This window comes from Dokdonia sp. MED134 (assembly GCF_000152925.2).
In the GTDB taxonomy this organism is placed as follows: Bacteria; Bacteroidota; Bacteroidia; order Flavobacteriales; family Flavobacteriaceae; genus Dokdonia.
Genome location: NZ_CP009301.1, coordinates 2145884 through 2160345 on the forward strand (window position 1 = coordinate 2145884; position 14462 = coordinate 2160345).

Consider the following 14462-nt stretch of genomic DNA (forward strand, 5'->3'; position numbering starts at 1 on the left):
AAGATAAAAGAGTTATTATTGGTATCTTTTCAAGATAATTTCAAGAATTATAGGCTTTGAATTTTGTAAAGAACACCACATTTCTAATTACTATTTTCATAACTAGCTTGTTATGTAACTGTGCTCTATCACAAGAGTTACCTCCTATTCAAAATTTTGAGCCGTCACTTTACGGTGCAGATAACCAGAACTGGCAAGTATCTCAAGGAGATGATGGAATCATCTATTTTGCAAACAACAAAGGACTTTTACAATACAACGGTGCTCAATGGAGCTTGAGACCTTCGCCTAACGAGACAATTTTGAGATCTGTTGCTGCTATAGGGGATAGAGTTTATACTGGGGCTCATATGGATTTTGGATTTTGGGAAGAAGACCGTGATGGTATACTACAATATACATCACTCAGCAGCCTTTTAAGCCACTCAATGATAGAAGGGGAGCAAATCTGGAAGATTATATCTTACAAAGACAAAGTGCTCTTACAATCTCTTAACGGCATTTATGTTTATAACCCTAAAGATGATAGCATAACCTATATTGCTGTAGCTACAAAGAATGCTATTTTCAGACTATTTGAAATAGACGGTAACTTACTATTTCAAGAGCAAGGAAAGGGATTGTTTATAATAGAAAATGGTCAAGCCAGAAGCTACGATACAAGAGATGTATTTAAAAATAAAACTTTTATAGGGCTCTACCTGCGAGAGTCATATTGGTTAGGAGTAACCCAAAAAAATGGGATTTTTAAAATTACACCTACAGAGGTTACTGCTTGGGCATACCCTGCAGCGTCATATATTAAAGATATGACCTTGTATCGCTCTATAGAACTTTCTGATCAATCACTAGTTATAGGAACCGTCGCAAGCGGTCTTATAAAATTGTCTAAAGATGGCACACTAGATTACCAAGTAACTCAGAATAAGGGTCTTGGTAATAATACTGTACTGGCTATTTATGAAGATCAATCTAAGAATATATGGGTAGGTCTGGATAATGGAATTGCTTGTATAAATACAACGAGTCCCGTACTAAATTACTATGATGAACAAGGGAGGTTGGGTACAACGTATGTATCAACTATTCATAATAATGCACTTTACCTAGGCACAAATCAAGGTTTATTTTATAGAGATCTAGACAGTAAAGACTTTAAACTTGTTCCGGGTACCGAGGAGCAGGTTTGGGATTTAAAGGTCATACAAAACATACTTTTCTGCGGTCATAACAATGGCACTTACATTGTTGAAAAAGGTATAGCAAAACAAATTGCAAAACCCCAAGGCACCTGGACGATACGCACTATACCTGAAAATCCTAATCTGCTTTTACAAGGTAATTATGATGGATTATATGTTTTAGAAAAATCAGCAAATGGATGGGAACTCCGTAATAAAATTAAGGGCTTTGATATATCTTCACGATATTTTGAGTTTATTTCGCCTACTGTTATTTTAGTAAATAACGAATACAAAGGCGTTTATAGAGTTGAAATGGACAGTACATTCAAGCAGGTAAGCTCATATGATCTGAATCCATCCGTAAATAAAGGAGAACATTCAAGCCTTTCTAAATTTGACAATACGATTTACTACGCAAATAAGAATGGTATTTATAAGTACAACGATATTACCAACACATTTAGTAGAGAAGATAAAATAAGTGCCATTTATGACAATAAGTTTGTTTCTGGCAAACTCATAAATGATGAAAGTAACAAGATGTGGGCGTTTACAGATGAAGATGTTGTTTACTTTTCTAAAGATCCTTTGGACACCGAGTTGTCTATTAATAAAATTTATATTCCGCAACGAGACCGTAATGCCGCACAAGGTTTTGAAAACATCACCTCCATTTCATCAAATGATTTTCTATTAGGAACTTCTCACGGGTATCTAATATTTTCGCCCTACAATGATAAAGAGAAATATAGCGTCCATATTAACCGTATAGAAAACAATCCAATAGAGGGAACACCTCACGTCGTGTCACTTTTTGAAGATTCAAATTTTAGTTTTAAAGAAAACAATATCTCTTTTAACTATCACGTGGCTCAATATGATAAATTTAAACAAACCAGTTATCAATATCGATTGCTGGGCTTTTATGATGAATGGAGTGAGTGGACAACCTCAAATAGACAAGAATTTGCAAATGTTTCTCCAGGCTCATATACATTTGAAGTTAGGGCAAAGGTAGGAGATAATGTTTCAGAAAATGTTGCTACTTATAATTTTACGATAGATAGACCTTGGTATACATCATATCTGGCAATCATTCTCTATTCTATACTCGCTATTCTTGTTTTCTTAGCGTTTCAACAACATAATAAACGTAGATACAAACGAAAACAGGATCAAGCTTTAGAAAGAACAAAAAGAGATATGGATCTAAAGGCTCTGGCTGTAGAAAAGGAAAATATTGAGCTCAGAAATCAAAATTTAAGAGATGATATAAGTGCTAGAAATAGAGAGCTAGCAACTTCTACACTGGCAATGGTAAATAAAAGTAAAACGCTTAAGTCTATAAAAGAAAAGCTTAGTAAACTTGAACCTACCCCAGAACTTAAAGCGATTATCAAGGATATTGATAAGAATATTAGTACTAACGAAGACTGGGCATTTTTTGAGAAAGCATTTAATCACGCAGATAAAGACTTCTTTAAAAAAGTAAAAGAAATTCACCCAGAACTAACTGCAAATGATTTAAAACTTTGTGTGTACTTGCGTCTTAACTTAAGCTCAAAGGAGATTGCTCCACTACTTAATATATCTCATAGAAGTGTTGAAATTAAAAGATATCGTTTGAGGAAAAAAATTAATTTAGACAGATCTATACAGCTCAATGATTACTTCATAAAGATGTAAAGACCTCTACGTAGTGAGATTATATAAGTACATCATTGGTGTAATTTACTACAACATAACCACAACAATGATTAGTTTATAACGTTTGCGTAAGAATTAAATAAGCTTCATTTCTAAGTATACAATTCGTTTTTGTCAATACGAGTTATAATTATGTCTTATTACGAATATATTCTGTTATAAGCTAGGCAGCTAAGGTTCTTAACAGCAGTAAAAGCTAAGGTTTTAGGAAAAGTTTTTAAAATAACAAAGTTAATAAGGATTGTTACTTTAATTATGGATTTGACCTCTAAAAAAGCATCGAAAACAATTTTAAATTCTATAATTCGCAATTTTACGGTGTTAATATTACGATGTATGTTATTTGTATAGGTCTAATTTGGTGATTTGGCAAAATAAGCTTGTAATTTTAAATTTCGTATTATTAATTAAATTGAATTATTATGAAAAAAATTACTTTACTGCTTTTTATCTTTTGTAGTGCATTTGCAATGCAAGCCCAGAACCTGCTTAATAATGGCGATTTTGAAGAAGGAATGGTAGAATGGACGGGGAATGCCTTTAATGTACAAGAGGATGGCGGCAACAGCTTTAACTTTGCAAATGTAGAGACAGCGGGAAATGCGTTTGACGTAAATTTAAGTCAGATCCTCTCTATTACTGAGGGAGAAACATATGTCCTCACCTTTGACGCATCTACTGGGGCTGGAGAAACTCGTACAATTATTGCTGGTATAGGTCTTAACGAAGCACCTTTTACTGCGGCGGTTGAAACAGTAACACTTACAGAAACCTTAACAACTTTTGAACTTACTCTTACAGCTGGAGGAATAGGAATTCCAAATAGTAGAGTATTATTTGATATGGGTGCAGAGACAGGAGTCGTTGTTATAGATAATGTTTCTCTAGTAGTAGGAGAAGCAGAAGAGCCTGCAGCTCCAACTGTAGCAGCTCCTACGCCACCAGAAAGAGATGCCGAAAATGTTTTTTCTTTATTTAGCGATGCTTACACAACACAAGAGAATACTGTATTTGGAGCTTTTGGAGTGGGAACACAAGATATAGAAACAATCCAGGTAGAAGGAAACGACACCCAAAAAATCACGATGAATCAACCATCTTCTGAGTTTTTACTAGTAGACTGGGGAGCACCTATAGATTTATCTTCACTTACATTTTTCCATATGGATTATTGGATAGATACAGATAATTCGGCGGGTCTTATTGCAAATCCAAAATGGTCTAATCACGTAGGTGACGCAGGTGAAACTTCGTCTTTTCAGTTAACAAATCCGGTAACAACATTTGGAGAGTGGGTATCACTAGATGTGCCATTATCTGACTTTACAGATGGAGATGCAACACAGCAAAGAGATGCACTTAGACAGTTTGTATTAACGCTTGCAGGAGCAAATACAGGTAATAGAACTATCTATATAGATAATTTGTATTTACATAATGAGACGCTAAGTACAGATGAGCTTACAGAGACAGGCCTATCTGCTTTTCCTAATCCAACTACAAACGAATGGGTTCTTACTACAAACGCACCTACAAAAGAGATTGTTGTCTATGATGTTTTAGGTAAAAAAGTTATGTCTTTAGAGTCTGGAAATACAACGACAAGAATAGATGCTTCAGGATTAACTACAGGAATATATATAGCAAACGTAGTGACAGAGCAAGGTATACAGTCTATAAAGCTTATCAAGCAATAGGGTCAACCCTCAATTTTATTACTTTATTAATGCCAGCTGTTTACAGCTGGCATTTTTTGTTTCTCCTTATTATGAGCATCATAAAAAAGTAAACGATTATCGGTTTTCACCTATTTTTTAATGAAGCAGGGTATATTTAAACTCTTTCTTCACAATTATTTTGGTTTGAGTGTAAACCTCGAGGTGTCTATGATCTCGAGGTTTTCTTTTATACTAAGAAGTCTAATTGTGATGAACTATCGTATCTTGGAATGAGATTTGTATATTACTCATAAACAACCACCATTATGTATAAACTACTTACAGTTTTGAGCCTAGCACTGAGCTCACTACTACTAACCCAATGTAAGTCTACTTCATCTTTAGAAAATCAGGATACGATGACTTTATCAAACCCCTCATTTGCTTCTATTGCTGCTCACTATAACACGTATGTCGCTGGAGCCCCGGGTGGTGGTTCTGGTATAGAGTTTTATATACCCACCAGTGTTCCTAGTAACGTAACATTAGAGAAAGTTTATTTTCGCGAAAGCGTAGGTAAGCTTATGCAGGGTAATGTAGGATACGTAGCTAGATTTAGAACAGATAATGGAATACATCAGGATGTGATAATGTCTAGTGACACAGATCAAGAAGCTGCAAATACGGCACCTGCCGCAAAGGATACGTTTCCTTTTAAACTATCAAAAGATCAAGCTGGTATTATTTACAAAGAAGAGGGGCTTACAAAGTATTGTATTTTATCAAATATTACTGAAAAAACAGGGGTTGCTTACCCACAACAGCGACCACGCGGAAACGGCTACTAGGCTTTATTTCTTTATTTTTGACCGGTAAAAATTACTTCTTGAGCGCTCTTAAAAATCTTTTTAGACATACATTTATATACGGTCTTGCAACTGTATTGCCTAGAGTTCTCACGGCTCTATTAACGCGATTGTATACTGGATACTTGCCAGATACAGATGCCTTTGGGGAGATGACTATCGTGTTTTCATATATAATGATCTTTAACGTGCTGCTTACTTATGGTATGGAGACAGCCTTTTTTAGGTTTTTTAATGATGAAAGGCATACTAAAAAAACACTCTCAACCTCTTTACTTGGTTTGCTAGGGTCTACCATTTTATTTGTTATTATAGCATTTACTGGGATAGATGCACTATCAAGTATATCTGATGTTCCTGCGCAATACTGGAGATGGGTGATTTTAGTCATAGCGTTTGACACGCTTGCGGTAATACCCTTTGCATATATGCGAGCTCAAAATAAGAGTATGCGCTATGCACTTATAAAGTTACTTAACGTTGTTATTTCTACAGGATTATCTGTGGTATTTCTTGTGTGGCTACCGCAGTTAGATAGTATAAACAGTTATTTGCCCACAGATAAAATTGAGCTTGCATTTATTGCATTTTGTATACCTAGTTTTTTGATACTACTTATCGTGATAAAGCCCTATTTTACAAGATGGTCTTTTGATACGATTTTATTTAAAAAAATGCTTGCGTACGGTGCCCCCGTACTTATTGCGGGTCTTGCCTTTGCTGTAAATGAATCCTTTGACAAGATTCTATTAGAAAAGTTACTACCAGAAGACATCGCCAAAGGAGAAGTAGCTATTTATGGCGCCTGCTATAAATTATCTATTGGTATGACACTGTTTGCTACTGCATTTAGAATAGGGATTGAACCTTTCTTTTTTAGCGAAGCAAAAAATGAAAATGCACAAGTCATGTATGCTCAGATTACAAAAGCATTCGTAGTCTTAGGCTCTGTAGCGCTATTTGCTTATGTGGTCCTCGTAGATGTTGTAAAAGTGATTTTGCTTGATGGAGAAGAATATTGGGAAGGAATGAACATTGTGCCACTTATACTCGTTGCATACCTGTTTTTTGGAGTTTACCAAACGCTGTCTGTCTGGTATAAAGTAACAGATAAAACTAGATATGGCGCTTATATTTCGGTTGCAGGGGCATTACTTACTATTGTGATAAATGTCTTACTCATCCCAAAAATAGGATATCTAGCCAGCGCTATTGCTACCTGTGCAGCATACACCTTGATGATGGTCACATCATATATAATGGGTCGCAAACATTTAGCAATCCCTTATGATCTAAAAAATATACTTTTGTACCTCGTGTTAAGTATTGCATTGTCTAGTCTATATTTTTATGGATTTAGAGATTACTTTGGCGTGGGTAGCTTGAGACTGTATCTTGTAGGAGCTGTAATGACCGTATTATTAATTGGTGTAATAAGCTTCCGCGAAAAAGAGCTACTCTTGCGTATATTAAAAAGAAGATGAGTACGCTTTCGCGAAAGCGTACTTAAAAAATAATAGTATCTCAGTACGAGAATAAGTTAGAAAGAAGAACAAATGAAAATAAAGGTTATAAATAAAAGTGCACACGCACTCCCTCATTATGAGACCATTGCTAGCGCAGGAATGGATTTGCGTGCAAATATCACAGAGTCAATCACGATAGGACCGTTAGAAAGAGCTATTGTTCCTACCGGGATATTTATGGAGCTACCAGTAGGTGTAGAGGCTCAAGTAAGACCACGTAGTGGCCTAGCTGCAAAAAAGGGCGTGACTGTGCTCAATGCTCCTGGAACCATAGATGCAGATTATAGAGGAGAAGTGGGAGTAATCCTTGTAAACCTATCTAATGAACCGTTTACAATTGAAAATGGAGAGCGCATTGCACAGATGGTCATTGCAAAGCACGAGCAAGGGCAATGGGAAGAAGTAACAGAACTCTCAAGTACAGATCGTGGTGAAGGCGGTTTTGGGAGTACTGGGGTAAAATAAGAAATGACACCTAGCAACATAATAGCAACCTTATTATAGAAAAATTTAAGCAAATGAAAATAATAGTACCAATGGCCGGTCTAGGCTCTAGATTGCGACCACATAGTTTAACCATACCAAAACCACTAATTCCCGTAGCGGGAGCACCTATTGTACACAGACTTGTACGAGATATTGCTAAGATCTTAAAGCAACCTATAGACGAGATTGCTTTTGTACTAGGAGACCCTACATTTTTTGGTGATGCTGTAATTGCACAACTTGAAGAGCTTGCAGAAAGTCTTGGAGCAAAGGCATCTATTTATCGCCAGGGAGCTCCATTAGGAACTGGTCACGCTATTATGAGTGCAGAGCCTTCTTTGAGTGGTCCTGCGGTAATCGCCTATGCAGATGCACTTATACGCGCAGATTTGGAACTAGATCCTGAGGCAGATAGTGTAATCTGGACTAAGAAAGTGCCTAACCCAGAAGCTTACGGAGTTGTAAAACTTAATGAGAAAGATGAGATTGTAGAGCTTGTAGAGAAGCCAGAAACTTTTGTGTCTGACCAAGCGGTGATAGGTATATATTATTTTAAGGATGTAGCCGTTCTTAAAGAGAAGCTTCAAGAAGTTCTTGATGAAAACCTTATGAATGGAGGTGAGTACCAGATCAATGATGGTATTAAGAAAATGATGGCAGAAGGTCGTATTTTCAAAACTGGAACTGTAGATGAGTGGATGGATTGCGGTAATAAAGAAGTTGCCATAGATACTAATTCTAAGATGTTACAGTTCTTACACGATGAGAAGGAAGAGCAACTTATAGCAAACTCTGTGGTAAATGAGAATTCAACGATTATTGAGCCTTGTTTTATTGGCGAAAATGTAGTTCTTAAAAATTGTACGATAGGTCCAGGTGTTGCGATAGGAGCTGGCACAACTATTGAAGATAGTACCATAAGTCACAGCTTAATCCAGCAAGATAGTGTGATAAAAAACGCACAGTGGACAGAAGCGATGATAGGTAATAAAGTACAATATAATGGAGAGCACACACGCGTAAGTCTAGGGGATTACACGGTGATGAAATAAGTTTTATATAATCATATTTAATGAAAAAAGGAATCTACATACTCATACTCACGATCGCTTTTACACTAGTAAAGGATCGTGCGTATGGGCAATTCTTAAAAGAAGCAAATCCCTTTGCAGATGAGAATGTAGATGACCTTGGTAATGTTTCAGACGATTTTCAGACATCTTTTTTTGAAGCATTAAAACAAAAGGGAATTGAGAATTATGAGCGTGCCATTATGGAGCTTAACAAGTGTATCTCAATGTCACCATCTAGTCATCCTATTTTATATTTTGAGCGAGGTAAAAATCACGTATTCTTAAAAAAGTATGATGAGGCTGCTTTAGATTTTAATAAGTTTTTAGAACTCGAGCCAAATAATGAAGATGTACTAGAAGCATTATATGAAGTCTACTTCCAGCAGCGAGATTATGATGCTGCTGAGGCTACGGTAAAAAATCTCATTAATTTTGACGTGCAGTATAAAGAAGATCTTGCACGTATTTATACAAGCACAAAAAGATATAACGAGGCGCTAGATCTTATAGATGAGCTTGATGAAGAAATAGGTACAGATATATATCGTGATAGATTAAAAAACAGATTGTATCTACTCTCTGGAGATACATCTAGGCAGGTAAAAGCTATAGAGAAAAATATAGCCTCAAACCCTAAAAGTGAAGCAGAGTATCTTAAACTCATATTGCTTTATAGCGAGCAAGGAAATACGCAAAAAGCTTATGAAACCGCCCTAGAACTTCAAAAGGTAAACCCTTATGCAGATGAGGTACACCTAGCTCTGTATAAGTTTAATCTCAATGATAATAAAATAGACGAGGCCATAAGCTCTATGCAAAAAGTACTGGAAAGTACTCGTATGAGTGCCGCAGCAAAGCATCGCGTGCTTAATGACTTTGTATTATTTGTAAACGGTAACCCACAATATGAACCGCAGTTAGAAAAAGCCATTGCAGTTTTTGACACACAGGTGGGAGATTCTAATATCTATCAAGAATTAGCCTCTTATTACATTAAAAAAGGAAGTAAGGATAAGGCGCTGCCATATCTTAAAAAAGCTTTACAGAGTGATCCAGAAAATCTCGAGCTTATTAAAAACACAAGTCTTTTACTTTTGGACTCTGGAAGCTTTAAAGATGCCGAAGAGATTGCTGCAAATGCACTAGACCTTTATCCATCACAGCCACTATTATACCTTACTTATGGAGTTGCGCTTAATAATCAAGGTAAATTTAAAGCAGCCATAGATCAACTTGAACTAGGTGTAGATTATGTGATAGATGATGTAAAGATGGAAATAGATTTTTACCAGCAACTGGGCGATGCACATAAAGGAGACGGTAACGCTTCTACAGCAAGTAAATACTACAATAAAGTAGAACAATTAAAAGCGCAAGGATAATAATGAGAAAGCTCACTTACATTATTTTACTAGCTGTTCTAGCAAGTTGTGGTGCAAAAAAAGTAGCGAGTACTAGCACTGCCGAAGATGTCTCTGCAAAAAGACTTATTACTGAGTATTACAATAATGCACTCACTTATAAAACGCTAGATGCCCGTACCAAGATAAAGTACAGAGATAAAAAAGGCTCAAAGCCTACAGTAACTCTTACGATACGCATAGAAAAAGACAAAAAAATCTGGCTAAACGCGTCACTCATTGGTTTTTCTGGTGCTCGCGCCTTGATTACACCACAAAAGGTACAATTTTACGACAAGCTCAATAATCAATATTTTGATGGAGACTTTACATTTCTTAGTCAGTACTTAGGAGTAGATATAGATTTTTACCAGTTACAGCGATTGCTTACGGGACAAACTGTTTATGACCTAAGAGAGGGAAAGTATACCTTTAAAGAAACGGAAACGGGTTATGAGGTCACACCAAAAAAGCAACTCAAGGAGGCACTCATCTTCTTTGGGATTGCTACTCAAAATTTCGTCACGCAAGAACAGCGCATAGAGCAAACAGATGGTAACGGGACTTTAGATATCGCATATGGAAATTACAAACAGATAGGAAGTAAGACCTTCCCATTTTCGCTAGATATTCTTGCAGATGATGGTCGCAACCAGTCACAGGTACAAATCGAGTTTCGTGATATAGATTTAGATGGAGAGGTACGTATGCCGTTTAGTATTCCTTCTGGATATGAAGAAATAAAGCTAGATGCAAAGAGATAGGCGCATATATATAGCTCTCCTGAGTGTTTTTATGATGCTCTTTTTTACGCAAGCGGCCTTTGGGCAGTCTGCAAAGCAAAAGCAGCTAGAACAGCGTCGTGAGGCTCTTAAAAGAGAAATGCGACAGTTGCAACGCTTACGCGAAACAAATAAGAAAAAAGAAATATCTATCCTCACCCAAGTAGAAGATCTGGACACCCAGATAAGACTACGCTCAGATCTCATACGAGTTACAAATAGTCAAGCCAACCTATTGTCAAGAGAGATTAATGAAAATCTCGTAAAGATGGAAAACCTCCGTAAGGAGCTCGCCATATTAAAAGAAGATTATGGTGAGATGATACGCAAGTCGTATAAAAGTAAGAGCGGACAAAGCAAGGTGATGTTTTTACTCTCTAGTGAAGATTTTAAGCAAGCTTACAAGCGTGTACAGTATATGAAGCAGTATGCAAACTACCGCAAGAAGCAAGGTGAGCAAATCAAGGAACGCACAATACTTATACAAGAGACTAATAAAAAACTAGTCAAGCAAAAAGCAGACAAAGAAACCCTCATTGCCGAAAATAGAACGGCAAAAAAGGAACTAGATAAAGAAAAGCAACGCCAGGACCTACTCATAAAAGAAATACGTAAAGAGTCTAGTACCTATATCGCTCAGATCAAAAAGAAACAAAAGGAGGCAGATCGCATAGACAGACAGATAGATAAGCTCATTGCAGAAGCTATTGCTGCTAGTAATAAAAAAGCAGGTAAATCTACAAGCAGTAAGACATTTGCTCTCACACCAGCAGAGGTTACACTCGCAAAAGAGTTTTCTAGTAATAAAGGTAGACTCATATGGCCAGTAGAGCGTGGCCGCGTGGTAAGACCTTACGGTAAGTCTGCACACCCTACCTTACCCGGGATTACTTTAAGCAATAGTGGTGTAGATATAGAAACCACAGAAAATGCTACTGTAAGAGCCATCTTTGAGGGAGAGGTAACTTCTATACAAGACGCAAAGGGAGCAAACATTGCTATTATCATAAGGCACGGTGATTATCTTACCACCTATTTTAATCTTAAAAATATTAAAGTAAAACTGGGTCAAAAAGTAACTCTTAAACAGCCACTAGGTGAGGTCTCTCGTAATGCATTTACGGGCAAGAGCATTCTTAAATTTAGGGTAAGTAAAAACCAGACCAAGCTCAACCCTACACAGTGGATAAGTAGACGATAGCCGCTGGTTTACGCTTTCGCGAAAGTGTACTTCTAAATATCATTTGGCATTTCAATTCTGTTTTTTGTAATAAGCTTAACATAAGCGCGTTACATAAGTTTTAAATTTAGGGCTATGAAACATCTCAGCCTCTTGCTCTTAATTTTATGCGCTTCAATTACTAGTGCTCAAAACACCACAACCACGGGAGAACCTCGTTTTTCTCTAAACGCAATAGGTGCGCTACCTAGTAATGTAGGAGAACCCAATAAAGAATTTTATGATCAAACACGCACGCTACTTGTGGGGACATCTTTAGGTTATAAGTCTAGCTTGCAGGGTGGGATATCAAGGTCACGTGTAGGTAATGACGAGGTGGTCGAGTTTCCTCTTATTTTTAGATATCAAGCCACAAAGGGTATAAGTGCATACCTGGGCGTACAAGGGCAAGTAGTGAGAGGACTTGACACCAGCGGACTTATGTTTACAGAGTTTGCCCCTACTATGGGAATAGATGTGCAATTTACACCAGAGTGGGATGCAGGTATTCAGTTTATGGCACCTGTTTATCAAAATAGTGCTGCGCCTGCAGTAAGTTACGAGCTATCGCACCCTATTAGATTAAGAACAGGTATAAAATTTTAGTGTTTACTAGGCTTGCAAACTTTAGCACAACCATAACACTTTTTAATACACTCTTATTACAATAGACATCTCATTGTGAGTAATTTAGTAGTGAACTTAAAAAGAAAGATTATGAACTCGACAGAATTAGAAGGAAAGTGGAATCAAGTAAAAGGAGATTTCAAACAGAAATATGGTAAGCATTTTGATAATGATGAGACCTTTGCAGATGGAAAGATGGATGAGGTTCTAGGCCGTATTCAAGAAAAAACAGGAAAAACAAAAGAGGCTATTAAAGAAGAAATAGAAAAGTGGTAATAGCCCATAGATACAAATAAAAAAAAGCCTCCATAATGGAGGCTTTTTTTTTTATTATATAAATAGTGCCTTGAGCTCTGTTGCTTCTGCAGGTTTCATCTTGCCTGCAAGCACAAGTGATAGTTGTTTACGGCGTAAGGCTGCATCATAACGCTGTTTCTCAAGATCAGATTCTGGTACAACTTGAGGTACTGGTACAGGCTGCCCTTGCTCATCTACTGCTACAAAGGTGTAAATCGCCTCGTTTGCTTGCGTTTTAAGGCCGCTCTCGCGATCTTCTATCCATACATCTATAATGACTTCCATAGATGTTTTAAATGCTCTAGAAATCTTTGCTTCTACAGTAACAACGCTCCCTAGAGCAATCATTCTATTAAAAGCTACGTGATTTACAGATGCTGTAACAACGATACGACGTGAGTGACGTCTTGCAGCAATACTAGCTGCTCTATCCATACGAGCAAGTAGCTCACCTCCAAAAAGATTACCCAGTGGGTTAGTCTCACTTGGCAGTACAAGATCTGTAAGTATTGTTTTTGAGTCGCTTGGTGTGCGTGAATCCATAGATATTCAATTTTGGCGCAAAGGTACACCAAAGTAGAAAAGGGAAACAGTAAAATGTATAAAGAGTATTAATCGATACTTTGTACAAGTAACCAAGCATCTTGATTATCTGTCTTGCGTATTGCTCTAAGTTCTGAAAGCGCTTCTTGAGAGTCTGTAAAGCTTCCGTACACTACTTGATGCAGTCCATACTTGTTAGTCCCTATGGTACGAGCCTTGTATCCTTTTTCTGTAAGCTGGTCTACACGCTTTTGCGCATTTTCTTCCATACGGAAGGCGCCCGCTACAATGTGATAATTACCTGCAGGCTTTGTAAGTGATAGCTGTATAGCTGGTAAAGGATTAGGGATAACAAAAGTTGCTTCTTGTATCTTATCTTCTAGCTGCTCTCTTGCTTGCTCTTGTGCCACATAGTTATGCTCTTTTACATCTTGAACATAGTTAAAGCTAGCCGCTCCAAGAACGCCAAAGGCTATAACCGCTGCTGCTGCATACTTGAACCAAGAGTTACTTGCCTTACGTTCTGGTGTAAAAGCAATAGGTGTTGTCTCCTCAAGTGCAGTAACTTCTTCTTTATAAACTTCTCGCATAATCTCTGGCGAGGTAAAAGAAGATAGTCCAAAAGAGTCTGTAAGATAGTTGAGGTGATATGATGGCTCAAACTGTAATCTACTCTCTGCGTCTAGAGATAGTGTACCTATGTTTGTAAGCGTTTGTGACTCTCCCTTATGCAGGTTGTCATAAAGAAAGCGCACGTAGGTTTTAATACGATTACTCGCCTCACTATGAGGAATCATCTCTGTCTTTGCAATATAGTTTGCCAGTAAACCATCACTGTCTGTAAGTTGTGCATTAAATGACAATTTCTTTTTAGGCGGATAAAAAGCGTGCGTAGTGGCGTGTATTTGCGCACTTTGGATTTGAGTCAAAAAAGCCCCAAAACCTGGTAAAATTACACACTCATATCTGTATAAAAGGTCACTTATGTATTGGTCTAACTGCATAACTCAAAAATAGTCAAAATGTCTAGTCACGCAACAAGGCGAGATATATTTTATTAACAGATATAATAGTTGTTACTTAGTAGCCTCAAT

The 14462-nt window shown here is 37.1% G+C and carries 13 protein-coding genes; 11 read left to right on the forward strand and 2 right to left on the reverse strand.

What is annotated here, in order from left to right:
• The first annotated feature begins 56 nt into the window (after window positions 1-56).
• The 11 genes from MED134_RS09430 to MED134_RS09480 all read left to right on the forward strand — a co-directional run bounded on the left by MED134_RS09430 (window position 57) and on the right by MED134_RS09480 (window position 12804).
• The gene (locus MED134_RS09430) at window positions 57-2870 is read left to right on the forward strand and encodes a triple tyrosine motif-containing protein (RefSeq protein WP_148305653.1); all 2814 of its coding nucleotides are present in this window, start codon (window positions 57-59) and stop codon (window positions 2868-2870) included.
• A gap of 443 nt (window positions 2871-3313) precedes the next feature.
• Window positions 3314-4588, forward strand: a complete 1275-nt coding sequence (locus tag MED134_RS14755; protein WP_052084206.1) for a T9SS type A sorting domain-containing protein — start codon at window positions 3314-3316, stop codon at window positions 4586-4588.
• Window positions 4589-4875: 287 nt separating this feature from the next.
• Window positions 4876-5397: a hypothetical protein gene (locus tag MED134_RS09440; protein ID WP_038598229.1), complete on the forward strand. Its 522-nt coding sequence runs from the start codon at window positions 4876-4878 to the stop codon at window positions 5395-5397.
• Window positions 5398-5435: 38 nt separating this feature from the next.
• The gene (locus MED134_RS09445; protein WP_038598231.1) at window positions 5436-6899 is read left to right on the forward strand and encodes a polysaccharide biosynthesis C-terminal domain-containing protein; all 1464 of its coding nucleotides are present in this window, start codon (window positions 5436-5438) and stop codon (window positions 6897-6899) included.
• A 72-nt stretch (window positions 6900-6971) separates the two neighbouring features.
• Window positions 6972-7406, forward strand: coding sequence for a dUTP diphosphatase (gene dut, locus MED134_RS09450; protein ID WP_038598233.1), 435 nt, complete (start codon window positions 6972-6974; stop codon window positions 7404-7406).
• 53 nt (window positions 7407-7459) lie between these two features.
• Complete coding sequence (locus MED134_RS09455) at window positions 7460-8479, forward strand: sugar phosphate nucleotidyltransferase (RefSeq protein WP_038598235.1); 1020 nt, start codon at window positions 7460-7462, stop codon at window positions 8477-8479.
• Between the two features lie 20 nt (window positions 8480-8499).
• Window positions 8500-9882, forward strand: a complete 1383-nt coding sequence (locus MED134_RS09460; protein ID WP_038598237.1) for a tetratricopeptide repeat protein — start codon at window positions 8500-8502, stop codon at window positions 9880-9882.
• Window positions 9883-9884: 2 nt separating this feature from the next.
• Window positions 9885-10664, forward strand: a complete 780-nt coding sequence (locus MED134_RS09465; protein WP_038598239.1) for a DUF4292 domain-containing protein — start codon at window positions 9885-9887, stop codon at window positions 10662-10664.
• Window positions 10651-11883: a murein hydrolase activator EnvC family protein gene (locus MED134_RS09470; RefSeq protein ID WP_038598240.1), complete on the forward strand. Its 1233-nt coding sequence runs from the start codon at window positions 10651-10653 to the stop codon at window positions 11881-11883. Before MED134_RS09465 ends, MED134_RS09470 begins: the two co-directional genes overlap by 14 nt.
• A 114-nt stretch (window positions 11884-11997) precedes the next feature.
• Window positions 11998-12507 carry a hypothetical protein gene (locus tag MED134_RS09475; protein ID WP_038598247.1) on the forward strand — a complete coding sequence of 170 codons (510 nt, stop codon included), beginning with the start codon at window positions 11998-12000 and terminating at the stop codon, window positions 12505-12507.
• Between the two features lie 111 nt (window positions 12508-12618).
• Window positions 12619-12804: a CsbD family protein gene (locus tag MED134_RS09480; RefSeq protein ID WP_038598248.1), complete on the forward strand. Its 186-nt coding sequence runs from the start codon at window positions 12619-12621 to the stop codon at window positions 12802-12804.
• A 54-nt stretch (window positions 12805-12858) separates the two neighbouring features.
• Here the strand turns inward: MED134_RS09480 and MED134_RS09485 are convergent, their stop codons facing one another.
• Both MED134_RS09485 and MED134_RS09490 read right to left on the reverse strand, forming a co-directional pair.
• On the reverse strand, window positions 12859-13368 hold the full coding sequence (locus MED134_RS09485; RefSeq protein WP_035326344.1) for an acyl-CoA thioesterase: 510 nt from the start codon (window positions 13366-13368) through the stop codon (window positions 12859-12861).
• A gap of 68 nt (window positions 13369-13436) precedes the next feature.
• Window positions 13437-14372: an SPOR domain-containing protein gene (locus MED134_RS09490; RefSeq protein ID WP_038598249.1), complete on the reverse strand. Its 936-nt coding sequence runs from the start codon at window positions 14370-14372 to the stop codon at window positions 13437-13439.
• Between the last annotated feature and the right edge of the window lie 90 nt (window positions 14373-14462).

Coding starts and splice junctions, on each gene's coding strand:
- MED134_RS09470 (WP_038598240.1), top strand. CDS start 10,651: ATGCAAAGAGATAGGCGCATATATATAGCTCTCCTGAGTGTTTTTATG.
- MED134_RS09455 (WP_038598235.1), top strand. CDS start 7,460: ATGAAAATAATAGTACCAATGGCCGGTCTAGGCTCTAGATTGCGACCA.
- MED134_RS09440 (WP_038598229.1), top strand. CDS start 4,876: ATGTATAAACTACTTACAGTTTTGAGCCTAGCACTGAGCTCACTACTA.
- MED134_RS09485 (WP_035326344.1), bottom strand. CDS start 13,368: ATGGATTCACGCACACCAAGCGACTCAAAAACAATACTTACAGATCTT.
- MED134_RS09465 (WP_038598239.1), top strand. CDS start 9,885: ATGAGAAAGCTCACTTACATTATTTTACTAGCTGTTCTAGCAAGTTGT.
- MED134_RS09480 (WP_038598248.1), top strand. CDS start 12,619: ATGAACTCGACAGAATTAGAAGGAAAGTGGAATCAAGTAAAAGGAGAT.
- MED134_RS09490 (WP_038598249.1), bottom strand. CDS start 14,372: ATGCAGTTAGACCAATACATAAGTGACCTTTTATACAGATATGAGTGT.
- MED134_RS09460 (WP_038598237.1), top strand. CDS start 8,500: ATGAAAAAAGGAATCTACATACTCATACTCACGATCGCTTTTACACTA.
- dut (WP_038598233.1), top strand. CDS start 6,972: ATGAAAATAAAGGTTATAAATAAAAGTGCACACGCACTCCCTCATTAT.
- MED134_RS14755 (WP_052084206.1), top strand. CDS start 3,314: ATGAAAAAAATTACTTTACTGCTTTTTATCTTTTGTAGTGCATTTGCA.
- MED134_RS09475 (WP_038598247.1), top strand. CDS start 11,998: ATGAAACATCTCAGCCTCTTGCTCTTAATTTTATGCGCTTCAATTACT.